This is a genomic window from Perlucidibaca sp., assembly GCF_057084925.1.
In genome coordinates this window covers 186888-208801 of record NZ_JBXMRC010000027.1, presented here as the reverse complement: position 1 = coordinate 208801, position 21914 = coordinate 186888, and the positions used below count along the sequence as shown (strand labels likewise).

The following is a 21914-nucleotide window of genomic DNA, read 5'->3' as shown; positions in this document are numbered from 1 at the left end:
AACGACCTTAGCGAGCTGCTGTTCTCGGCACCATCATGCGGGTAGGTGCAGGCTGACGACGCGCTTGTTCATAGAGCGGCATAACCTTGGGAATAGCGGCCTGTAAATTGGCAATACGCTCGTTGCTCGAGGGGTGAGTACTGGTAAACGAACCTTGGCCACCCCCAGTGGCTTGCGCCATTTTTTGCCACAAACTGACCGAGGCATTGGGGTTAAAACCGGCTCGCGCTAGCAACTCTAAGCCCATGATATCGGCTTCAGACTCTTGGCCACGGCTGTGCGGTAACGTCAGTGCAAGCTGAGCAGCGACCTGCACCATCTGCCCCGTAGAAGCTGACATCCCCGTCATGGCTCCGAGCAGACTCAAACCGGTTTGCTGAGCATAGGCCTGCGACATACGTTCCCGGCCATGCTCGCGAAGCGCATGCGCCATTTCGTGCCCCATGATGGCTGCGATCTCGTCATCGGTCAGTTTGAGCTGATTGATGATCCCGGTGAAGAACATGATTTTCCCGCCGGGCGAGCAATAGGCATTGAGCTCGTTGCGTGTCTCGAGATTCACTTCCCACTTCCATCCGGAAGCATCCTGTCTAAACACGGCGACCTGCGGAATCAAACGGTCGGCAATGCGGCGAATACGCTCGAGGTTAGCCTTATCGGTATTTAAAGAATTTTTTCCACGGGCTTTCGTCAGTTCAGCCTGGTAGGACTCTAACGCCATGGCATCGACTTGATTGGCAGGCAAAAGCAGCAGCTGCTGACGCTTAATGCCCGTTGCCCCCTGCTGAGTCGTTGTGGTACATGCGCTCAGTGTCATCAGAAGCGCCACCGGCAGCAGCCAGGTGCGGTTCATTTGCAGTGTTAAAGTCATTGGTAAAGCTCCTGAAAAGTCACTGCTTTACGCCACGCGCATGGGCGTTAAGCGCTCGGCAAGTAATAGTAACGCTGCCAAATGTCACTATAGCGTACACGCTCCTGCGAAATTTGATCTGTGGACCAGTTCAACTCTTCAGCCAAAATCTTATCTAATGCGGGGATAGCATCTAACCCCCCCTGCGGCAGCAACAGTCCCAGCCGGACACGACGCAATAACAAGTCATCCAGATGCACCACTTGCTCGTGACGACAGGCCCAACGCAGCTCTGCCACCAAAGTTTGTGTATCCGCCACGGGCGTCATTTCATCCGCCGGCATTTCTGTCAGGAAAGCACGCGTGTGAATGCCTAAGCGCGAGACGAGTCGTGCAAAAACGTTCTGCGCCATGCCGGCAGGAGCAGCACCCGGGTTTGGCGCTGAAAATACGGCGAGTCGTTTATCGTTAACGCGGATACCGAGGTAAGGGGCCGCTAGCTTTAAGGCATCCAAGGCAATTAAACGGAAGGTCGTGAGCTTGCCACCGGTCACGGTAATTAAGCCCTGATTATCCCAGACACTGTGACTACGACTTTCCTTTGAGGGGTCGCTACCGTCTCCGGCACTCACCACGGGGCGAACGCCCGACCATGTGGAAATAATGTCCTCGACGCCTAAGTTTGCATCGGGAAATTGGGCATTCGCGCCACGCAACATGTAGTGCATTTCATCCACATTGAGCACGGCCTCGATGTCCATATCTGTGCGGTGATCCAAGTCCGTGGTGCCAATAATGGTTCGGCCTTCCCACGGGTAAGTGAACACCACACGGCCATCATCGGGATGGTGAGAGATGAGCGCTTCGGTTAAGGGCAGCCGCTGAGCAGAGATAACCAAATGGCTGCCACGTAGCGGACGCACACGCACTTCGTTGACCAGCTTCTGGCGCAAGCGATCTGCCCACGCGCCTGTGGCATTAATCACGCACTTGGCACTAACCACGGCATGCTCGCCCGATACACGATCCTCCAGGCGAAGCCCCGCCACGCGACTACCGGCCATGACGAGATCTGTGGCTTTGATGTAGTTGAGTGTGGTCAGGCCTTCAGCCACCGCTTCATCAAGCACGCGCTGCACCAATCGCGAATCGTCGGTGAGCGCATCGGTATAACGTGACGCGCCCTGCAAATTATCTTGGCGATGACCGGGGATTCGCTTCAGGAACGCAAGGCGCTTATAAAACTTGTGATCACGTACGCCGGCCAGAAAGTTATAGGCCATGACCAGCACTTGGAATGGCCAACGTCCAGGAAAAACGCCACGATAGTGGGCAAAGTAATAGCCCATGCGCTCCACTAGACCAGGAGCTTCACGCAACAGACGCTCGCGCTCGGTGAGTGAATGCCACGTCAGGCGTATCTCACCTTGAGCGATGTAGCGCAGTCCGCCATGGACCATTTTCGAGGATCGACTGGAGGTGCCCCAGCTGTAGTCGGTTTGTTCGATCAGTAAGGTTTTCAGCCCCAGACGCGTTGCTTCGCGAGCAACACCCACGCCTGTAATGCCACCACCGATGATGATCAAATCCCACAGATGATGAGGCAAAGACTGCCATTGCTGCTGACGTACATCCAAAACCGACATGCGTGACCTACCCAAAATGAGCGTGCGAAGGCCACTATATTAGTGCTTTAAAGCCGACAAATCAGACGAACGAACGACTGACAAGTCAGGCGCGCGTTTACCAGAGCACTTGCTCTAATTGGGTGAGCTCTCGGCCCAAGAAACGCCCGCCTACGGTCTGGAAGCGCAGCGGCACATCCGTCACGACATAGCGATATTCCGGCTGCTGACGTTGCGGGTTATGCATATCCATTTCAGTGAGCACGCGCGCCGTTTGCTCCGCAATAGTGATGGCTGAATCCACCAGCTTAATGCCAGGGCCAGCCACTTCTTGCAGCAAGGATTTAAGCAGCGGGTAATGGGTGCAGCCCAACACAAGGGCATCAATCGATTCAACAAAAACGGGCTTCAGATATTCTTTAGCTGTCAGGCGCGTGACCTCATGATCGAGCCAGCCTTCCTCGACCAAGGGCACAAACAGCGGGCAGGCCTGCGAGTACACATGCAAATCAGGATTCAGCGCATGGATATTGCGCGCATAGGCATTAGAGTTGATGGTGGTCGGCGTACCAATCACACCAATGCCCTTGCGACTGATGTCCACTGCTGCACGCGCACCCGCATCGATCACATCCAGCACCGGCACCGGTGAGCGCTCGCGCACGGCATCGCCCGAGACGGCGGCCATGGTATTACAGGCGATGATAAGCAGCTTGACGTCGCGCTCTAGCAGATAGTCAGCGATCTGCGTGGTGAAGCTGCGAATGGTCTCCACCGACTTCACGCCATAGGGCACGCGTGCGGTATCGCCAAAGTAAATAATATCTTCGAAGGGCAATCGCTCCATGAGCGCGCGCACCACGGTCAGGCCGCCAATACCGGAATCGAAAACACCAATCGGGGAACGGGCGGAGCGCTTGGGTGCGGGCATCGGAGCAAATCCTGTGGGCGTCATCAGCATGATCGTTGTGACCAAACGCAGGATAGCAAAACGCCGACACAATGGTCGGCGTTTCGGATAATTGGAGCGGGAAACGAGACTCGAACTCGCGACCCCGACCTTGGCAAGGTCGTGCTCTACCAACTGAGCTATTCCCGCTTACTGCTTTGGCAGCTGTCTCATTGGCAGTGAGTTAACGAGACAGGCGCGCATTGTAGGTTGCCAACACCGTGTGTCAAGCACAGGTCGCTGCTATGCGTGCTAACTGCACAAATTTACGCCAATGGTGCGAACTTAATCGGCTTGTCGTAAGGAGGGCCAGGCGGCGGCCAAGTAAATACACATCGACCACAAGGTTAAAACCACCGACACATACAGCAGACCCCACGCCAAGCCCATGAGATGAGGTTCATTCCAAAGCAGGCCGGTAATCGCCACCATTTGTGCGGCAGTTTTCCATTTGCCAATTTGGCTGACGGCCACTTGTGCCCGATGGCCAATTTCCGCCATCCATTCGCGTAAGGCCGAGATGGTGATCTCACGCGAAATAATGACAATCGCGGGCACCACCATAAAAACGTGAGGGTTCCATTCCACTAACAAAATCAGTGCGGCCGCGACCATGAGTTTGTCGGCCACCGGATCCAAGAAGCGCCCAAATGCCGACCCTTGATCCCACATGCGGGCTAAATAGCCATCCAGCCAGTCGGTAATCGCCGCAAACGCAAAAATAAACGCAACAATTTCATTGCGATAGGCGATTGGGGCATAGGCCACGATGAGCAAGACGGGGATCAGCGCCACTCGCGAGACAGTTAAAATATTGGGAATGTTCCACAGTGGACGTGCAGGCAACACCGTCTCCTCGGGTAGTGAGTAAGCGACTATCCCGTAAGTTTAATGACTGTGCAAGGCAGCATAGATCGTCTGTGCCAAAGACTCGCTAATCCCAGCTACCTTGGCGATATCGCGTGCGCTCGCCCGCTGTACTTCCTGTAAGCCGCCAAAATGCTGAATTAAGGCTTTTCGGCGAGCAGGCCCAACGCCTTCAATACTTTCCAATGTTGACGTTTTACGCGCCTTATCTCGGCGCTGACGGTGGCCGGTAATGGCGAATCGATGGGCCTCGTCGCGAATTTGCTGAATCAGATGTAGCGCCGGCGAGTCGGCATTGAGCGTTATCGTATCGCCATCAGGAAAGTGCAGCGTCTCCAGTCCGGGTTTGCGCCCCTCCCCTTTGGCAATACCAATGAGTTGCACACCACTGACACCCAAGCTAATACCTAAGGTGTCGAGCACCTCAATGGCCTGCGTGAGCTGGCCTTTGCCACCGTCAATAAAGAGAATATCGGGCAAGCTGCCCTCTCCCTTAACCAATCGACTGTAACGTCGAGTCAGTGCTTGGTGCATCGCGGCATAATCATCTCCGGGGGTGATGTCTTCGATATTAAAGCGACGGTAATCGCTCTTTTTCGGGCCCTGGCCATCAAACACTACGCAAGATGCCACCGTGGCTTCGCCCATGGTGTGACTAATGTCAAAGCACTCCATGCGTGTGATCGGCGCTTCGCGCTCCAGCAAAGACTGAAGCGCTGCAAAGCGTTTGGCGATATGGCTGCGATTGGCTAAACCGGCCATCAATCCGGCATCGGCGTTGCGCTGCGCCATCTCAACCCATGCTGCCCGTGCTTCTCGTACCCGCGACTTAATCTCCACATCGCGGCCGTATTGCAGCCGGATGGCATCGGCCAAGACCTCAGCGCCGGGCAGCTCCACCGACGTGATGATCTCGCGCGGCAAATCACGACCGCCCCCCTCCGACAAAGCACCCTGCAAATAGAACGAAGGCAAAAATTCCTCGAGAATGTCGGCCGGTGCCGTTTCACCAAACACGGCGGGTTGATACGCCTTGGTACCAAGCACGCGCCCCTCACGTACAAACAGGACCTGCACACACACGCCACCCGGCTGAGCTGCCACGGCAAAAACATCGACAGAGCCCACATCCTTAAGCACGAATTGCTGCTCTTGCACCCGACGCAAGGCGGTGAGCTGATCGCGATAGACCGCCGCCTGCTCGAACGCCATGGACTCCGACGCCATGCTCATGCGCGCAATCAAATCTTCGGTCACTTCTTCGTTGCGACCCTCGAGAAAACGTCGCGTGTTGGTGACATCACTGCGATAGTCTTCCGCACTGACATAGCCCACGCAGGGCGCACGACAGCGCTGGATTTGGTATTGCAAACAGGGTCGATCGCGGTTGCGAAACGTGCTGTCTTCGCACTGGCGCACCTGAAACAGCTTTTGCAGCAAATTCAGGCTTTCTCTAACCGCCGTTGAACTGGGAAATGGTCCGAAATAACGGCCCGCTTGCGTGCGTGTGCCGCGATGAAATGCAATACGTGGCCACGAATCGCCTTCGGAAATAAATAAATAGGGATAGCTTTTGTCGTCCCGCAACAAGATGTTGTACGGCGGCTTCAGCGATTTAATCAGCGTCTGCTCAAGAAGCAAGGCTTCGGTTTCCGATGCCGTAATGGTCACTTCAAGATGATGAATGCGCGCAACCAAGGCCTGTGTTTTTGGACTTGAGACCTGCTTCAAAAAATACGAGCTGACACGCGACTTTAGGCTCTTGGCTTTGCCGACATAGAGTACGCCGCCATCCTCAGCCAGCATGCGATAAATGCCAGGCTGCACGGGCAGTGTTCGAATAATTTCTTTTAATTGCGTTAAGCGAATATCGTCATCGCCACGAGGTGGCAGGATGGATACGTCAAGATCACTCACAACATCACGCCAAACTGAAGCGCCAATCGCGCCAACGCCATATCGTTATCGACCCCTACTTTTTGCAACAAGCGCACGCGATAAGTACTGATGGTTTTGGGGCTCAGGCACAATTGTTCAGCAATATCTTGAACGCGCTTTCCACTGCTTAGTGCCGACAGCACCTGCATCTCGCGCTCTGACAACTGATCGAAGGGGTTCTCTGCCTGATTTGGCACATAGGGTTGTAAGGCAAGTTGCTGCGCCAGATGGGGACTAATGTAGCGCTTGCCGATAGCGGCACGGCGAATGGCCATAACCAGCTCATCTAGCTCCGCGCCTTTACTGATATAGCCAGTGACACCTGCTTGCAAAAGTCGCGCTGGCCATGGGCCTTCATCGGTCACACTGAGCATAACAATGCGCACATCCTTGGCCTGTTTCAGAAGACGCAACGCCGCTTCATGCCCGCCCATGCCAGGCATATCTAAATCCAACAGCAACACGTCTGGCGCGTCTTCTTTTACGCGCTGTAATGCCTCCTCACCGGAGGTTGCCAACCAAAGAATTTCAATGCCAGGAACATCTGCCAACAAATGCGACAGGCTGAGGCGAATAAGTGCATGATCATCAACTAAGGCGACGCGAATGCTCATATTTTTCTCAATACCAAACGGACGTTATCAACCAGCATCACGCTATCTTAACGACTTGCACTTGTGTTAAAAATATAGCACTCGCAATTCGTCGTAACGGCCATGACCAAAGAGGCCCTATGTCGTACGCTGCTGAGCAATTCTTGGATAGGCTGCGGGCTTTTTTATGTCCCTACTTTTCAGCATATCTGGTTATTATTCGTAAAGGTTTTTCGCTCATGTTTTCTATCTCTTTGCGCCTCGCCCTGCGTAGGCTCAACCGCTTTGTTTTATCGCTATTACTCACGCTAGCCGTGGCCATGCCTGCCGTCGCCATTTCCCCAAATGCCGAAGCCGCCACATCCTCTAAATCCGCCCAAACCACCAAAGCTAAGAAAGCTGCTGCCAAAAAACTCGCCGCGAAGCGTGCTGCCGCCAAGAAACGACTGGCTGCAAAGAAAAAATCATCGCGTACCAAGCGCGTGGCCAAGACCGCTGCGGTTGCCGCTGCCGCATTAACAGCAGCCGAGTTAGCCGCGCAAGAACGACGCCAAGCCCCGGCTGAAATTCACAATAGCGTGAATATTCCGCTTGAAGTGCAGTCCCGTGCTGCGCTCATCGCCAATGCCAAAACAGGCGAAGTGCTCTATGGCAAAAATTACAATCAAACCATGCCGATTGCTTCAATCACCAAGCTAATGACTGCCATGGTGGTGCTGGATGCCGGGCTGGACATGAACGATCCTGTCACCATCACCCAAGACGATGTAGACACTCTGCGACATACCCACTCTCGGCTTAGCGTAGGAACTACCCTAACGCGTGCCGACATGATGCTGATTGCACTGATGGCCTCGGAAAACCGTGCAGCGGCTGCCCTTGCACGCAGCTATCCAGGTGGCACTAAAGCAGCCCTCACCGCGATGAACCGCAAAGCCGCCAAGCTGGGCATGATGCACACACGCTTTTTTGATGGCACTGGCCTAAATGGCGACAACATCTCTACCCCAGGTGATTTGGTCAAACTGGTGCAGGCGGCCTATCGCTATGCCGATATTCGTGCCTTCTCGACTGCACCCAAATATGAAGTGAATAGCCGCGGCCGACTCCTGCAATACAAAAACACCAATACCTTGGTGAAAGAACCCGAATGGGATATCGGCGTATCGAAAACCGGCTTTATCAATGAGGCCGGTCGTTGCTTGGTCATGATGGCGCGTATTCATGACGTACCCGTGGTCATTGTGCTGATGGACTCTTGGGGCAAGTACACGCGCATTGGTGACGCCAATCGCGTTAAGCAATGGCTAGAACGCGTTAAAGGGGCTTAATACGGCCCGCGAAGGCCGTGAGCGCTTTTTTCTGCGACGGCCAATCTGGATTCACATGGCTTTGCAATGCATAAAATGCAGGGCCGTGATGAAACTCATGTAAATGACAAAGCTCGTGGTAAATCACATAGTCAATGCACGGCATTGGCATGTGCATGAGCAGCGTATTAAGGGTGATATCGCCCTTCAAAGAGCAACTACCCCAGCGAGAGCGCATGCGTCTGAGCTTAATCTGAGTGGGTATCCATCGCGGGCCTAACGCCTTAGCGATAGCCATACAACGTGCTGGCAACAGCTCGAGCGCTTGTTCTCGCTGCCATTGCTGCCATTGCAGTTCGCTGCGTATATGAAGCGGTAGCGCCTCGCCCAAATGCCACCACACATCTTCGGTCACGTTTTCCGTTTCTTCGCAACGCCGCGCTGCAATTTCCGCTAAATGCCTGTTGATCCATGCCTGCCGACTCACTACAAACGCATGAATTTCCGTGGTGGGCATGCGTAAAGGGGCGCGCACCTGCACCAGACCATCGCGACGAATTTGAATCGCCAAGGTGCGCCGAGCACTGCGAATCAAGGCGTATTCAGGGCAGCTCATGGTTACACCATGGCATCAACGTGCTTCCGAATCACTGCAAGGAAGTCATCACCGTAGCGACTGAGCTTGCTGTCGCCTATGCCTCCAATGAGGCGCATTTCATTCAGACTGAGGGGCATATGCTCGACCATGGCCATGAGCGTGCTGTCATGGAAAATCACATAAGGTGGCACACCTTGCGCCAAGGCTAACTCACGGCGCAGGGCACGGAGTGCGAGCCACAAGGGTTGATCGGCTGCGTCCAAGGTTTGGCTGGCACGGCTGGCTGATGAGCTACGACGTTGCGCCGTGAGCGTGTCTTTATCTTGGCGCAAAGCCAAACTCACCTCGCCCTTCAGCAGAGGCCGACATTCGGGTGCAAGCCTTAAGGTACCGAAGCCTTCCCCATCAACCAGCAACAAGCCCTTTGCCAAAAGCTGTCGGAACAGGCTGCGCCAACTTTTAAGGCTTAGGCTTTGGCCTTGACCAAACACGGCGAGCTGCTCATGTTGATTCGCCAGAATACGGTCGCTACGTTTCCCGACTAACACCTCCACCACATACTCCACGCCATAGCGCTGGCCGGTGCGATAGACCGCCGACAACGCCATCCGTGCGGGCTCGGTGGCATCCCAAGTCGCTACCGGCTCAGCGCAAATATCGCAGTGGCCGCAGGGCTTGGGCATGTGCTCATCGAAGTAACGCAATAAGAGCTGGCGTCGGCAATCCGTGGTCTCGCATAGCTGAAGCATGGCATCTATGCGTCGGCGCTCATGACGCTTGTGCTCTTCACTACCCTCCGATTGCGCCAACATTTGTTGATGCTTAATCACATCCTGCAAGCCGTAGAACAGGCAGACTGTTGAGGCCAAACCATCGCGACCCGCACGACCGGTTTCCTGATAGTAGGCCTCCAAACTTTTCGGCAAATCCAAGTGCGCCACAAAGCGTACATTGGGCTTGTCAATGCCCATGCCAAAAGCAATGGTAGCCACCACAATCACCCCTTCTTCGCGCAGGAATTTGGTCTGGTTGGCTTCACGCTCGTGAGCCGGTAACCCAGCGTGATAAACCACCGCCGGAAAGCCTCGCGCCTGCAACGCCTCGGCGACTTTTTCAGTCTTCGCGCGTGAAAGGCAATAGACAATCCCGGCATCCGACGGGTGTTCACGCTTAATAAAATCGGTGAGCTGCTCTAGGGCATTTAGGCGCGGCAGGATGCGATAAAAAATATTGGGACGATCAAAGCTGCTGAGATAGACCTCCGCGTTTTCCAGTCGTAAGAGACGCTTAATATCGGCGCGCGTTCGCAGGTCAGCTGTTGCGGTCAAGGCCAGTCGAGGCACTTGCGGGAACTGTTCAGCCAGCACAGACAGGCCCAGATAGTCGGCGCGGAAATCATGCCCCCATTGCGATACACAGTGGGCTTCGTCAATGGCAAATAATGAGATGGGGGTGCGCTGCAAAATATCCAGCGTACGCGAGGTCACCAAGCGCTCGGGGGCCATATAGAGCAAGTCGAGACTGCCATCGAGCAACTGCGACTCAATGGCTCTGGCCTCATAAGCGTCCAGCGAACTGCTCAGATACGCTGCGCGAACGCCCAGCTGCAATAAGGTCGCGACCTGATCCTGCATCAGCGAAATGAGGGGTGATATGACAATGGCGGTGCCTGGGCGCATTAACGCCGGCACCTGATAGCACAACGACTTACCTCCGCCGGTCGGCATGAGCACCAACGCATCCTCGCCGCTAGCCACTCGCGTCACAATGTCGGCTTGCTGGCTACGGAAATCGTCATAGCCCCAAACATGTTGTAAGACCTCGCGGGCCTGAGCCAGCAAATCACTTTGCAGGGACTTCATGCAGGAAACCTCACATTCCATTGCGCTGCCGCACTACAATCAGCCTCATAGTCCTGGAGAACATCATGCACGAACAATACGCCTTGCCGACTGGCACTCTGAATGCGTTGGAAGACTTTCTCGATAGCGAAGCTAATGAACACGGCTTGGATTTTCATGGCGCTCACGGCTTTCTCACCGCGATTACCGTGGGCCCGCGTGGCAAGCTCGACACTGATGCGTTTGCCGCCTTTTTCGAAGATGAGGCCAGCAGCATAGATGCCGGCCAATTGAGCGTACTGAAGCAGCAACTCGAAGCCTGGCAAAAAAGCATTCATGCCGTGCTTTACCACGGCTCCCGCTTGGAACTGCCCTGCCCGCTGATTGCCGATCCGGATGAGCCCAACAGCCTGAGTGACTGGTGTGTGGGTTTCATGGAAGGTCTGTTCTTGGATGAAGACCGCTGGTACGCCGGCAGCGAAGACGACATTGCTGACCTGACCCTGCCCATGGTCGTGCTGTCGGACTTGATCGAAGACGATGACCTGCAAACGCTGCGACGCGACAAGAAGCTGCTGAAAGACATGACGGCATCGATTCCAGATCTGATCACCGAGCTGTATCTGCTGTTCCACGCGCCCGCTAACCCCTGAGTTGTTGTCGACTACGTTGCACTGACGCGACGCAACACGCCGGGCCTTGCCAGCAAGCCTCACTTGCGCAGGCCCGACGCTCGCTCAGCCGCTAGTTTCTTCTGCAGTTTACGCTCGGCAAATCGCGCCTTCTGCTGCTCACTCAAACTGTCATGACACGCCGGGCAACTAATGCCCTCTTCATAGCCAGGCGCGAGCTTATCTTCAGGCGTAATGGCACGACGACAGCCATAGCACAGCTCAGCAACACCCTCGGCCAAGCCGTGAGTCACACCCACACGCTCATCAAAAACAAAACACTCGCCTTGCCACAAACTGTCTTCGGCAGGTACTTCCTCGAGGTATTTCAGAATGCCGCCTTTGAGGTGGTAGACCGTCTCAAAACCTTGCTGGCGCATATAGCTCGATGCTTTTTCACAACGAATGCCCCCGGTGCAAAACATTGCGACTTTTTTGTGTTTCGCCGGATCTAGCTGCGCCGCCACGTATTGCGGGAACTGGCGGAAGGTTTGCGTTTTCGGGTCAACAGCGCCCTGAAACGTTCCAATCGCGACTTCATAATCGTTGCGGGTATCAATAACGATAACCTCAGGGTCTTGAATCAGCGCATTCCACTCGGTGGGATCAACATACGTACCGACAACCGCCGTGGGATCCACAAACGGAACGCCCAACGTCACAATTTCCTTTTTCAGCTTAATTTTCAAACGGACAAACGGATGTCGGTCGCTGAGCGATTCTTTATGTTCTAGCGCCGCTAATCGAGGGTCTGATCGCAACCACGCCAAGACGGCATCGATACCGGCGCGGGAACCTGAGATCGTGCCATTCACACCTTCTTGCGCTAACAGCAACGTGCCGCGAATCCCTTGCGCCTCACAGAGCGCGAGCAAAGGCGACTGCATTTCACGGAAATTGTCTAAACGCGCAAAGTGATAGAGCGCAGCCACCACAAACTGCGACGACTCAGTCATGTTTACTGCCCCCCATGCAAGCCGGACTAGCCGGAGCTGCGCCAACCTGAGCCCACTCCTCCGGGGTGTACACATGCAACGCTAGCGCGTGCAGGCCTTGGGTCATCTCCGTTTGAGTCAACGCGTAAACCTTCTGATGGCGAGCCACCGCCCGCAGGCCCACGAATGCCGCCGACACTAAAGTGACCTTGTAGTGGCTTTCGGTGGCTGGGCCACCATGGTTATGGGACTCATTTTCGACCACCAGAAAGTCTGGATTAAACGCTTGCTGCAGCACGCTATGCAGTCGGGCTTGGCGGGACATGAAAGGCTCCACTGAAAAGACATCGGCGCGAATTATAGAGGCTGAAATCAGTGACCGCTTGCAAATGCGTTAATTCGCGCTAAACTGACCCTATTTATTACATATCTTTTCTTATTTAACTTTTATGAGTAATAAAATGTCCCACTTTAAACTGACTCCGGAACAACGGGCAGCCTTGAATACCAAATCAAACTGGCGTGGCAGCCTAGAGGTTGGCAAGGATTGGAGCTTAATCCTGCTAGCGTTTGCGTTAAGCCTGCTCTGGCCTCATCCGCTCACCTTTGTGGTCAGCCTATTGCTGCTGGCTGCGGCACAAGCTGGTTTCGCCATCTTGCAACACGAAGCAGCCCATCGGTCTTTATTTGCGTCTGCAAAACTCAATGATTTTATTGGCGAATATCTGTGTGCTCAGCCCATCCTGCAGAGCATGCCAGGCTATCGTGCCTATCACATGACCCATCATCGCCTAGCCGGCACCGTCGACGATCCAGACCTCATCATGACGGAACAATATCCTGTTGCGCCCAGCAGCCTGAGACGCAAACTATGGAGAGATGCGTCAGGCCTCACCGGTCTGAAGTCCGTGCTCGGTTTAATGGGCATGGCCGCTGGTTACTGGCGTTATGAATTAACGGGTCGTGTGGTGCGTGTCGAGCCAGCGCCACAGGGCATTCCGGGTTATTTACGTGTTTTTATTAAAAACCATGGCCATGTTGGCCTGCTTTGGCAAGTCGTCATGGTGGCCACGCTGAGTGCGCTGGGTAATGGCTGGCTCTACCTGCTGTGGTTGACCGCATTCATCTTCATTTTGCCGATTTGCATGCGCATTCGCCAAATTGCCGACCATGCTGTTGTGGCCGAGCCACTTAGCACCAACCCGTTACTTCATGCCCGTACGTCCAATGCACGCTGGTATGAGAAGCTGTGGTTCGCGCCGCATAACGAGCACTATCACTTAGAGCATCATTTCATGCCAACTACGCCATGCTGGAACTTGCCTAAGTTACACGCCATCTTGGCAAAAGAAGGCGTGATTCCCGCAGAAAATCAGTCTGATCGATTGCTCAGCATTTTGCAGCGCGCGACCACCAAGAGCCCAGCAGCATTGCCACAATAGCCGCAAATAAGCCCGCCAACTGTGGCGGGCAAATCCCTTCAGGAGCGAAGGCTTCCAAGGTTAGCCATACGGCGATACCTGCCACCATGGAAGACAATGCCCCAACTCGATTCGCATATCGCCAATAAATACCTGCTGTGAGCGGAACAAAAGCCGCCACCAATGTCACTTTGTAAGCATTCTCAACCATCTCAAAAATGCTGGCATCAGACCTTACGGCAAACCAGGTAATCAAGACACCGAACACGGCGACAACGCTGCGCAGCATCCACAGAAACTGACGGTCGCTTTGTGTTTTCAGCAACGGCTTGAGCAAGTTTTCAGTGAATACGGTGGATGGGGCTAACAACGTGCCTGATGCCGTGGACATGATGGCCGACAGCAAAGCGCCAAAAAAAAGCACCTGCATAATTAACGGCAAATCCGTTTGAATAAAGGTAGGCAAGATTTGTTGCGCATCAACGGCAATGACGCGACTTACCAGACCCGGATCAATCACCACGGCGGCATAGGTTAGGAAAATGGGCACCATACAGAACACCAAATAGCCCACACCGCCTAGGATAGATCCCGCCACGGCAATGCCTTCAGTTTTCGAAGAGTTCATGCGCTGAAATACATCTTGCTGCGGAATTGAGCCCAACGCCAAGGTAACGAATGCCCCGACAAAGGCCAGAACCGCGGGCAAATTCCACTCCGGCCAAAAGCCCTCAAACTTCCCCGCTGCTCGCGCGTGCTCAACAACGACCATGGCGCCGCCCGCTTTGTCTGCAACTACCCAAGCAATAATTAACAGGGAAATAATGATGACCAGCATTTGCACGAAGCTGGTCATAGCCACTGACCACATGCCACCGAACATCGTGTAGAAAACCACAATCGCTGCACCAATCATGATGCCTTGATCATGGGTGATGGCACCTTGACTCAGACTGCTGAAGACCACGCCCAGCGCAATGAGCTGCGCCGATACCCAGCCCAAATAAGACAACATAATGGCAGTAGACGCGATAACTTCAGCTTCACGTCCATACTTTTCCCGGAAGAAATCGCCAATGGTGAGCATGTTGCGGCGATACAATGCTCGTGCGAAAAACATCCCGGCAAAGATCAAACAAAATGCTGCACCAAAAGGATCCGCCACAATACCGCCAATCCCTTCCTGCAAAAAAGTAGGTGGCGCGCCCAACACAGACTCTGAACCAAACCAGGTGGCAAACATGGTGGCGGTCACGATGCTTAGTGGCAGACTGCGTCCAGCGGATACGAAATCCCGCGAGTTGTGGACACGCAAGCTGGCCAGCAAGCCAATTGCAATGGATACCACCAAATAACCAATAACAAATGCGCTCAGCATGGAATCAGGCTCCCAACAGAGAGGACACGAAAATTTTGCGAATGCTAACAGCAGAAACCGAGCGCGATAAGCAACTTACGCGACGTTTCATCACTTACTGTTTGCAAGCGATGTGCCGGAAATTCGCGTCGAACCGAATAGTGTTTACGCAGCGCATCAAAAGCCATGCTGGATTGACTTTCATGGAGCGACGCCCGAAGGCGTTCATCATCCCCAGCTTGATCCACGAGTTGCGCCGTTAGCGCATGCAAATCGGCCTCTGTGTCACCCGTCATGGGCCACGTCAGGGTCTCGGCTCCGATCGTAGGCAGAACATCCTGCAGTGAACCTGTCAGGGTCAAACCTTCGTTCGCTGCAGCCGCCTGCACAATTTGCCAGGTCCCACGCCATTTGCCTTCTAAGCTATGGCCGGCAATATGGGGACTGGCGTAGCGCACCAAGGCCAACACATCGGGTCGAATGTGGGGCTCTCCTTCCCAAACATCTAAGGCCACCACGCGGCCGTTGTGCTGCAGATCACTTAGCAAGGCATCGTGGTCAATGACTGCGCCGCGCGCCGCATTAATTAACCAGGCACTGGACTTCATTTGCGCCAATGCGGCCTGATTAAATAGATGAAAGCTGGGGAATTGACCCTGTCTCGTGAGGGGCGTGTGAATGGTAATGATATCGGCCGTTGCCAATAACTCAGCCCAACTCACCGGTTGTACACGGCCATGCACGGGCCATGCTTCAGTGGCTATTAATGGGTCGTAGGCAATCACGCGCAGGCCGAGGGGCAACATCAGGTCCGCTACCCAGCGGCCCACATGGCCCAGCCCAACAATCCCCAAGACTTTACCCGCCAAATGCTGTTGCTGCTCTTGTGCAAGTCGCAGGCACAGGGTCAACACCCACTCGGCGACCGCACGCGCATTGCAGCCTGGCGCAGCCGACCAGGCCATACCCTGCTGATTCAGCCAAGGGATGTCTAGGTGGTCCGTACCTATGGTTGCAGTACCCACAAAGCGCACGCGGGTAGCCGCCAGCAAGCCCGACGTGACCGGGGTTATTGAGCGCACAAATAACCAATCTGCCTGTGCCACATCGGCTGCTGTTAACTCGCGACCGGGGCGACGCACAACACGGAAGTCAACGCCGGCAATCTGCGCGCAGCACGCCTCGACGCCGGGCATGTTGTCATCGGCAACGACCGTTATTTGTTGGCGCGACATAACGCAAACCTCATGGCGAAAACGCAAGTATGCCACCTCACTTTGCTACACTGCAGGCCTCGTTTCAGCAGACATGCAGGTTTTTCCATGGCGGCACCTCTCGCGGCACAAATCATGTCTTTCTTACAACAAGAGCCGCGCTTTCAGGCCGTCAATGAATTGCGTCTTGTGCTGGATGGCGAGGCAGTCGGTTGGGTCCGGCCTCAGGTTGCTGAAGCGCTCTATGCGCTTGATCGCCCGCGTATCCGAATGAATGGCCGTGAGGTGCTGCTGTCCAGTGATGGCAGCCATGACCACCGCAGTGCGCTTTTGCAAACCTATGCGAAGGCCATGAAACAACAAGGACTGCTGCAAAATTGGCGCGATGAAGCCATGCAATTAACCCGGCACGGGCAGGTTTTTTTAACCCTAGAGCGCGCCGCGTTTCGAACCTTCGGCCTGCAAACGCCCTCCGTGCATCTCAATGCGTGGGTAGCCACGGTGAATGGTGCTGAGCTTTGGGTCGCACGCCGCAGCAGTCATAAATTCGTGGATCCCAGTAAGCTCGACAATCTGGTTGGAGGCGGCTTGTCTGCCGGTGAAAGCATCGCCACAGGCCTAGCGCGTGAGGCTTGGGAAGAGGCAGGTTTATCGCTCAAGCATCCACCCGCGCCCTTTCATTTTTTGCATATTCATCGCCGCATCCCTGAAGGCGTACAAGATGAATTCGTGGCCGTGCATGATCTGTGGCTGCCCGCACACCTTCAGCCGCAAAATCAAGATGGCGAAGTGGCTAGCTTGGAACGCATGAGCATTCCCCACGTTCTGCAACATCTCTTAGCCGGTGAGTTCACCTGGGATGCAGGATTAGTGGTTCTTAGCGGGCTCTTGCGACAACGCTATTTTGGCGCCGATAACGCCGCCATTACGCAGGAATTGGGCCGCTTAGGCTATGGATCATTGAGCGTTTTATGAGTCGCCCCACCGTGTCATGGCAGCAAGAACTTAGACTACTGGCGGCGTTAACCGGCCCTATTCTGATCAGTCAGTTTGCCCAGGCGGGCTATGGCCTGATAGACACCATTATGGCGGGACAGCTGTCTCCCTTGGATCTGGCTGCGGTGGCCTTGGGTGCCAGCATTTGGCTGCCGCTGTATCTATTAACGACTGGCACCCTGTTAGCCACCACCACCTTAGTCGCCGAAGCCAGAGGCGCTGAGCAGCCCGAACGCATCGCCATCATCACGCATCAAGCCCTTTGGCTGGCTACACTCGTGGGCATCACCGGGCTGCTACTGATTCAAGCCTCGCCGCCCTTATTGGGCTGGATGGGCATGCCCGACCATTTGCATGCTGAAACCGCAGACTATCTGTACGGCGTGTCTTGGGGCATGCCGGCGGTGGCTTTCTTTTTCGTGCTGCGTTGCTACTGCGAAGCTCAAGCCAGGCCATTACCGGTGACACTCATTAGCTTGCTGGGCCTCGGCCTGAACGTATTGGCAAACCGCTTCTTTATGTACGGCAGCGACAATTTCTTGGGTTGGACCGTGCCCGCCATGGGCGGTGCAGGTTGCGGCTGGGGCACAGCGGTGGTGATGTGGTCTATGACCTTAGTGCTCCTAGCCTACGTGTTGCTAACTAAGGCATTCGCAAAGACGCGCTTGCTCACCGTGTGGACACCGCCGCATGTGCCTGAAATTTTGCATATCGCCAAGCTGGGCTTTCCTATCGGACTCGCCATTTTCTTTGAAGTCAGCTCGTTTGCGCTGGTCGCCATTTTAGTCAGCCCCAGCGGCGAGATCGCCGTGGCCGGCCATCAAATTGCGCTGTCGGTCACCTCGGTTATTTTCATGCTGCCACTGAGCCTGGCGTTAGCCCTGACGATTCGCTGCGGTCATCATTATGGCGCACAAAATCTGGCCGCCCTGCGCCTAACCCGTCGCGTTGGACTCACCACGACGACACTCATGGCCTGTGGCACCGCACTGATGTTACTGCTGTTGCGAGAGCCCATCGTGCGCTTCTACAGCACAGACCCTGCGGTTGTCGATTTAGCGGTTCAGCTGCTGTTGTTTGCGGTGGCCTATCAAATCGTCGATGCCCTTCAGGTCGGGGCGGCGGGTTGCTTACGTGGCATTCAAGATACACGCAGCCCGATGCAGCTCACCTTGCTGGCCTACTGGGGCGTTGGCATTCCTTTTGGTTACATCGCGGGCAGCACCGATTGGCTGGGTCAGGCGTGGGGGGCGCAAGGCTATTGGGCCGGCTTAGTGCTCGGGCTTGCCGTGGCGGCTTGGCTGCTCAATCGCCAACTGAGTTTTCGCTTGGATAACTTGCCGTTTAGCGCTCAGCCCTTTCGCAACTGATAGCGATATAAACCGGGCTCCGGCTCATCGGCGAGCACCAAGTGATGCCCTAAGAAGTGGCAAAATTTCGGGATGTCCCGCGTGGTAGATGGGTCGGTCGCCCAAACCCATAAGTGCTCACCGCTGGCCAACTCGCGCACTCGTTTGTGCAGCATCATCACCGGCTCAGGGCAATTCAGCCCGCGCGCATCCAACCACGGCTCATTTGCTAAAGGCGTCTCTAGCACCGTTAACCCCCTGACCGCAGCTGTTCTGGTTCTCGAGTGAATCGCCAGGCAGGCAAAAGCAAGGCGATGCCAGCAAGTCCGCTAATTAAAAAGTGCTGGGTATATCCAATTTGCTCCACGAGAAAGCCCGCAGGCAAATAAAACATACCGCCAAACATCGCCAACAAGCTGACCTGCAACGTAAAGTCCACGCCAGCATGGGCTTGGCGGGCGCGATCCATGACCGCCGAAAGCAGTGCAGCCATCGCCATGCCGCCCATAAAGTGCTCCACCGCATTAATGGTGACTACCGTGGTGGTGGGCGACAGGCCCAACACACCCATACCTGAGGCTGGCAAGGCGTAACAAGCGAAGGTACATGCCTGCAGAAAACCAAACCAGACAATGGCCCGACGTCGTCCCCATCGCTCCGTTAACCAACCGCCAAGCAACGCTCCGGTAATGGTCGTGACGGAGCCCACCATGCTCACCTGCAGGCCCATTTGCGACAAGGAAATACCCATATCCACCATCATGGGCTTGACCATGGCGGAGCCCAAGGACTCTGCGGCCTTATAGGTCACCAGCACCCAAATCCAGCCCTTGATTTCTGGGCGCTGAAAAAAGCTACGCCAGGCCGAGCTGTAGGGCTCACGCGAGGCCGCTGCGGCTTCCGGCAAAATCGTGGGTTCGCGTAAAAATAAGACCGGCAACAACAATAAACACGAGATGGCAATGAGACCGCCAAAGGCCGACTGCCAGCCCCAAGTATCTAAGACCACCAACAATAAGCCGCCGCCCACGATTATACCGACGCGATAAGCCGAGACCTGAATGCCATTACCTAGGCCGCGCTCGTGAGCACCCAAGATACGAACGGCCAATCCATCGGTGGCGATATCTTGCGTGGCCGCAAACAGGTTCACCAGAAACAACAAGGCAAGTAAGGTGTAAACGCCACTAGGCTCGCGCAGAGACTCAGGATTGAAACTGGCCATGACCACCAAAACGGCAATCAAGCCCAGGTTCATGGGCAAAATCCAGCTCCGCCGATAGCCTAGGCGTGGCCAATAGTAGCGATCCACCCAGGGAGACCAGAACACCTTTAAAGCCCACGGAATGGCCAACAAACCGCTCATACTAATCAGCGACAATGGCGCATCGTAGGTGCGCAGAATGGCCGGAAGTGCCTGCGTATACACGCCAAAAGGAACGCCTTGAGCGAGGTATAAGCACAGCAATAAACCCAGGCGTGAGGGCAATGAAGACATTGGCTGCTTCCGTTAGGCGAAAACGATGGTCTTGTTGCCGTGCACCAGAATACGATCTTCAAGATGCCAGCGTACCGCGCGCGCCAAGACTTGGCGCTCCACGTCTTGGCCCATTTCACGCAGGGTCGGCACTTCATCACGATGCGACACACGTTCTACATCTTGCTCAATGATCGGGCCTTGATCGAGATCCGCCGTCACATAGTGCGCGGTGGCACCGATGAGCTTCACGCCTTTGTCATACGCTTGCTGGTAGGGGTTAGCCCCCACAAAAGCCGGCAAAAAGGAATGGTGAATATTGATAATGCGGTGCGGCCAGCGTGCGGTGAAGTCAGCACTGAGAATTTGCATGTAGCGCGCCAAAACAATTAAATCGACACCGCAGAGCAACTGCTCGATTTGCGCTTCCGCCTCGACCTTGGTTGCTGCCGTGACCGAAATGACATGAAACGGCACGCCGAAGCTTTCCACCGACGGGCGTAAGTCATCGTGATTACTGATCACCGCCACGATGTCGCAGGGCAAGGCGCCACGCGACCAACGCCAGAGCAGCTCCATCATGGCGTGGTCGTGCTTAGACACCAGCACCGCGATTTTTTTCCGTTCTGCGGCATAGCTGATGTGCCACTTCATGCCATAACGTGCCGCTACAGAAGTCTGGAAGGCCTGCTCTAAGGACTCACGGTTTAAGCTCAAATTACCGGTTTGAAACTCCAAGCGCATGAAATACGTGCCGCCTTCGGGAGCGGTCGCATGCTGATCGAGATCGGTAATGTTGGCACCGTGGTTATACAAAAAGCTCGAAACCGCGCTGACGATGCCCGGCGCATCAGGACAGTTAATTAACAAGCGTGCGGTGGTGTCGGTCATGATTCAGAGGTTTCCAATAACTGGCGGCGGCAGGCGGCCGGGGTCATACCTGTCCATTGCTTAAAGGCGCGATGAAATGCACTGGCTTCTGAGTAGCCCATCATGAGGGCAATCTCGTCAATGGAAAGTGTGGGTTTAGCGAGATAAAAACGCGCCGCTTCTTCGCGCATTTTATCCTTAATAATTTGATAGCTGGTGCCTTCGTCCTTTAAACGACGACGCAAGGTTTGCGGCGTGAGATTCAGTCGCTGGCAAATGTCCGTCAGCTCAGGAAACTGATTGCCATACTCCCGCCCCAGCAGACTACGCACACGATCCGTTAAGCGTTCTGGTCGCGCTTGGCCGCCAATAATGCGCGCCAGCGAGTCTTTTAGAAAATGCGACAACGACAGGGTGTTTTGCGCCAGCGGCAAGGTCAGCCAAGCCGCGGGAAAGCGAATGACATTCGCCTCCATGCCATAGTTCACCGGGCAGCGAAACAGTTTTTCAAATTCTTGCGAGCTGGGCGGGGCATCGAAAGCAAATTCAATAACGAGCGGATCTAGCCGTCGCCCCACTAACCAGCTCCAAAATCTCACCGAGACAAACGCCATGACCTCATACACCGTCACGGAAAACTCCGTGTCTCGTCGCACTTCAAAGTACACATGGCCTTCGTTATTAACAATCTCGAAACGCGTTTGCACCGGCGTTTCAAAAAGTTCATAGAACGCCACCGAGCGTCGTATCGCTTTCTCTAAATTAATACAGTTAATGACCGCATAGGCCATCATGGCAAAGCTGCCGGGCTTGGAGCGTCCCGTACTGGCCAAGCCAATAAATTCATCGCCAATTTGCTGCATAGCGGTTTGAATCAGACGTATCAGCTGCGCACTGCTAATGCTGGCATGGGCATCTTCCAGAAGTGCTGGATCAAGCCCCGCGAGGCTAAACAGCTCCGCCAGTGAGGAGCCCTGGCGCACAGCACCCGCCAGCAGACGCTGCACGTAGGCAAGGCTCAAGGTGTTGGCGGGGCGCATCGACATCAGGTAT

The 21914-nt window shown here is 54.9% G+C and carries 21 protein-coding genes and 1 tRNA gene; 5 read left to right on the top strand and 17 right to left on the bottom strand.

Annotated features, from left to right (window positions below; translation table 11 throughout):
- Positions 1 to 7: 7 nt before the first annotated feature.
- The 7 genes from AC14IB_RS08800 to AC14IB_RS08770 all read right to left on the bottom strand — a co-directional run bounded on the left by AC14IB_RS08800 (position 8) and on the right by AC14IB_RS08770 (position 6843).
- The gene (locus tag AC14IB_RS08800; RefSeq protein ID WP_484231524.1) at positions 8 to 871 is read right to left on the bottom strand and encodes a M48 family metallopeptidase; all 864 of its coding nucleotides are present in this window, start codon (positions 869 to 871) and stop codon (positions 8 to 10) included.
- A gap of 47 nt (positions 872 to 918) precedes the next feature.
- Positions 919 to 2496 (bottom strand): glycerol-3-phosphate dehydrogenase/oxidase, encoded by a 1578-nt coding sequence (locus AC14IB_RS08795; protein WP_484231523.1) that lies wholly within the window; start codon positions 2494 to 2496, stop codon positions 919 to 921.
- A gap of 97 nt (positions 2497 to 2593) precedes the next feature.
- Complete coding sequence (murI, locus tag AC14IB_RS08790) at positions 2594 to 3406, bottom strand: glutamate racemase (protein WP_484231522.1); 813 nt, start codon at positions 3404 to 3406, stop codon at positions 2594 to 2596.
- 92 nt (positions 3407 to 3498) lie between these two features.
- Positions 3499 to 3574: transfer RNA gene (locus tag AC14IB_RS08785), tRNA-Gly, on the bottom strand.
- A 135-nt stretch (positions 3575 to 3709) separates the two neighbouring features.
- Positions 3710 to 4270 (bottom strand): CDP-diacylglycerol--glycerol-3-phosphate 3-phosphatidyltransferase, encoded by a 561-nt coding sequence (gene pgsA, locus AC14IB_RS08780; protein WP_484231521.1) that lies wholly within the window; start codon positions 4268 to 4270, stop codon positions 3710 to 3712.
- A gap of 42 nt (positions 4271 to 4312) precedes the next feature.
- Positions 4313 to 6160 (bottom strand): excinuclease ABC subunit UvrC, encoded by a 1848-nt coding sequence (gene uvrC, locus AC14IB_RS08775; protein ID WP_484231585.1) that lies wholly within the window; start codon positions 6158 to 6160, stop codon positions 4313 to 4315.
- A 44-nt stretch (positions 6161 to 6204) separates the two neighbouring features.
- Entirely contained in the window at positions 6205 to 6843 is a 639-nt protein-coding gene (locus AC14IB_RS08770) for a response regulator (protein ID WP_484231520.1), read from the bottom strand.
- Between the two features lie 218 nt (positions 6844 to 7061).
- Here AC14IB_RS08770 and pbpG point away from each other — a divergent pair, with 218 nt between their 5' ends.
- The gene (pbpG, locus tag AC14IB_RS08765; RefSeq protein ID WP_484231519.1) at positions 7062 to 8153 is read left to right on the top strand and encodes a D-alanyl-D-alanine endopeptidase; all 1092 of its coding nucleotides are present in this window, start codon (positions 7062 to 7064) and stop codon (positions 8151 to 8153) included.
- Here pbpG and AC14IB_RS08760 read toward each other — a convergent pair.
- A complete protein-coding gene (locus AC14IB_RS08760) occupies positions 8140 to 8748 on the bottom strand; it encodes a M48 family metallopeptidase (RefSeq protein WP_484231518.1) in 609 nt (202 codons plus the stop codon). The two genes, pbpG and AC14IB_RS08760, sit on opposite strands and share 14 nt — an antisense overlap.
- A 2-nt stretch (positions 8749 to 8750) precedes the next feature.
- Complete coding sequence (recQ, locus tag AC14IB_RS08755) at positions 8751 to 10571, bottom strand: DNA helicase RecQ (protein WP_484231584.1); 1821 nt, start codon at positions 10569 to 10571, stop codon at positions 8751 to 8753.
- 86 nt (positions 10572 to 10657) lie between these two features.
- On the opposite strand from recQ, the gene AC14IB_RS08750 reads away from it, so the two are divergent.
- Entirely contained in the window at positions 10658 to 11224 is a 567-nt protein-coding gene (locus AC14IB_RS08750; protein ID WP_484231517.1) for a YecA/YgfB family protein, read from the top strand.
- Positions 11225 to 11283: 59 nt separating this feature from the next.
- On the opposite strand, the gene trhO is transcribed toward AC14IB_RS08750, so the two are convergent.
- Positions 11284 to 12198: an oxygen-dependent tRNA uridine(34) hydroxylase TrhO gene (trhO, locus tag AC14IB_RS08745; RefSeq protein ID WP_484231516.1), complete on the bottom strand. Its 915-nt coding sequence runs from the start codon at positions 12196 to 12198 to the stop codon at positions 11284 to 11286.
- Entirely contained in the window at positions 12191 to 12502 is a 312-nt protein-coding gene (locus AC14IB_RS08740) for a BolA family protein (RefSeq protein ID WP_484231515.1), read from the bottom strand. Before AC14IB_RS08740 ends, trhO begins: the two co-directional genes overlap by 8 nt.
- A 136-nt stretch (positions 12503 to 12638) precedes the next feature.
- Here AC14IB_RS08740 and AC14IB_RS08735 point away from each other — a divergent pair, with 136 nt between their 5' ends.
- The gene (locus tag AC14IB_RS08735; protein WP_484231514.1) at positions 12639 to 13619 is read left to right on the top strand and encodes a fatty acid desaturase family protein; all 981 of its coding nucleotides are present in this window, start codon (positions 12639 to 12641) and stop codon (positions 13617 to 13619) included.
- Here AC14IB_RS08735 and AC14IB_RS08730 read toward each other — a convergent pair.
- Positions 13567 to 14976 carry a high affinity choline transporter 1 gene (locus tag AC14IB_RS08730; protein WP_484231513.1) on the bottom strand — a complete coding sequence of 470 codons (1410 nt, stop codon included), beginning with the start codon at positions 14974 to 14976 and terminating at the stop codon, positions 13567 to 13569. The genes AC14IB_RS08735 and AC14IB_RS08730 overlap by 53 nt on opposite strands.
- 44 nt (positions 14977 to 15020) lie before the next feature.
- A complete protein-coding gene (locus AC14IB_RS08725; RefSeq protein ID WP_484231512.1) occupies positions 15021 to 16190 on the bottom strand; it encodes a 4-phosphoerythronate dehydrogenase in 1170 nt (389 codons plus the stop codon).
- Between the two features lie 87 nt (positions 16191 to 16277).
- Between AC14IB_RS08725 and AC14IB_RS08720 the strand changes: the two genes are divergently transcribed.
- Together AC14IB_RS08720 and AC14IB_RS08715 are read left to right on the top strand one after the other, a co-directional pair.
- Complete coding sequence (locus AC14IB_RS08720; protein ID WP_484231511.1) at positions 16278 to 17144, top strand: NUDIX hydrolase; 867 nt, start codon at positions 16278 to 16280, stop codon at positions 17142 to 17144.
- Positions 17141 to 18535 carry an MATE family efflux transporter gene (locus tag AC14IB_RS08715; protein ID WP_484231510.1) on the top strand — a complete coding sequence of 465 codons (1395 nt, stop codon included), beginning with the start codon at positions 17141 to 17143 and terminating at the stop codon, positions 18533 to 18535. Before AC14IB_RS08720 ends, AC14IB_RS08715 begins: the two co-directional genes overlap by 4 nt.
- Here AC14IB_RS08715 and AC14IB_RS08710 read toward each other — a convergent pair.
- The 4 genes from AC14IB_RS08710 to AC14IB_RS08695 form a co-directional block, all read right to left on the bottom strand.
- Positions 18517 to 18693, bottom strand: coding sequence for a sulfurtransferase TusA family protein (locus AC14IB_RS08710; RefSeq protein ID WP_484231583.1), 177 nt, complete (start codon positions 18691 to 18693; stop codon positions 18517 to 18519). The two genes, AC14IB_RS08715 and AC14IB_RS08710, sit on opposite strands and share 19 nt — an antisense overlap.
- Positions 18694 to 18764: 71 nt before the next feature.
- Complete coding sequence (locus AC14IB_RS08705) at positions 18765 to 20012, bottom strand: MFS transporter (RefSeq protein ID WP_484231509.1); 1248 nt, start codon at positions 20010 to 20012, stop codon at positions 18765 to 18767.
- Positions 20013 to 20024: 12 nt separating this feature from the next.
- Positions 20025 to 20882, bottom strand: a complete 858-nt coding sequence (gene purU, locus AC14IB_RS08700) for a formyltetrahydrofolate deformylase (RefSeq protein WP_484231508.1) — start codon at positions 20880 to 20882, stop codon at positions 20025 to 20027.
- Complete coding sequence (locus AC14IB_RS08695; protein ID WP_484231507.1) at positions 20879 to 21907, bottom strand: AraC family transcriptional regulator; 1029 nt, start codon at positions 21905 to 21907, stop codon at positions 20879 to 20881. The genes purU and AC14IB_RS08695 overlap by 4 nt, the downstream gene beginning before the upstream one ends.
- Positions 21908 to 21914 lie beyond the last annotated feature (7 nt).

What these genes read in the sequence shown, in the direction of transcription:
- AC14IB_RS08800 (WP_484231524.1), bottom strand. Translation starts at nt 871, where the DNA reads ATGACTTTAACACTGCAAATGAACCGCACCTGGCTGCTGCCGGTGGCG.
- AC14IB_RS08795 (WP_484231523.1), bottom strand. Translation starts at nt 2,496, where the DNA reads ATGTCGGTTTTGGATGTACGTCAGCAGCAATGGCAGTCTTTGCCTCAT.
- murI (WP_484231522.1), bottom strand. Translation starts at nt 3,406, where the DNA reads ATGCCCGCACCCAAGCGCTCCGCCCGTTCCCCGATTGGTGTTTTCGAT.
- AC14IB_RS08770 (WP_484231520.1), bottom strand. Translation starts at nt 6,843, where the DNA reads ATGAGCATTCGCGTCGCCTTAGTTGATGATCATGCACTTATTCGCCTC.
- pbpG (WP_484231519.1), top strand. Translation starts at nt 7,062, where the DNA reads ATGTTTTCTATCTCTTTGCGCCTCGCCCTGCGTAGGCTCAACCGCTTT.
- AC14IB_RS08760 (WP_484231518.1), bottom strand. Translation starts at nt 8,748, where the DNA reads ATGAGCTGCCCTGAATACGCCTTGATTCGCAGTGCTCGGCGCACCTTG.
- AC14IB_RS08750 (WP_484231517.1), top strand. Translation starts at nt 10,658, where the DNA reads ATGCACGAACAATACGCCTTGCCGACTGGCACTCTGAATGCGTTGGAA.
- trhO (WP_484231516.1), bottom strand. Translation starts at nt 12,198, where the DNA reads ATGACTGAGTCGTCGCAGTTTGTGGTGGCTGCGCTCTATCACTTTGCG.
- AC14IB_RS08740 (WP_484231515.1), bottom strand. Translation starts at nt 12,502, where the DNA reads ATGTCCCGCCAAGCCCGACTGCATAGCGTGCTGCAGCAAGCGTTTAAT.
- AC14IB_RS08735 (WP_484231514.1), top strand. Translation starts at nt 12,639, where the DNA reads ATGTCCCACTTTAAACTGACTCCGGAACAACGGGCAGCCTTGAATACC.
- AC14IB_RS08730 (WP_484231513.1), bottom strand. Translation starts at nt 14,976, where the DNA reads ATGCTGAGCGCATTTGTTATTGGTTATTTGGTGGTATCCATTGCAATT.
- AC14IB_RS08725 (WP_484231512.1), bottom strand. Translation starts at nt 16,190, where the DNA reads ATGTCGCGCCAACAAATAACGGTCGTTGCCGATGACAACATGCCCGGC.
- AC14IB_RS08720 (WP_484231511.1), top strand. Translation starts at nt 16,278, where the DNA reads ATGGCGGCACCTCTCGCGGCACAAATCATGTCTTTCTTACAACAAGAG.
- AC14IB_RS08715 (WP_484231510.1), top strand. Translation starts at nt 17,141, where the DNA reads ATGAGTCGCCCCACCGTGTCATGGCAGCAAGAACTTAGACTACTGGCG.
- AC14IB_RS08710 (WP_484231583.1), bottom strand. Translation starts at nt 18,693, where the DNA reads ATGATGCTGCACAAACGAGTGCGCGAGTTGGCCAGCGGTGAGCACTTA.
- AC14IB_RS08705 (WP_484231509.1), bottom strand. Translation starts at nt 20,012, where the DNA reads ATGTCTTCATTGCCCTCACGCCTGGGTTTATTGCTGTGCTTATACCTC.
- purU (WP_484231508.1), bottom strand. Translation starts at nt 20,882, where the DNA reads ATGACCGACACCACCGCACGCTTGTTAATTAACTGTCCTGATGCGCCG.
- AC14IB_RS08695 (WP_484231507.1), bottom strand. Translation starts at nt 21,907, where the DNA reads ATGTCGATGCGCCCCGCCAACACCTTGAGCCTTGCCTACGTGCAGCGT.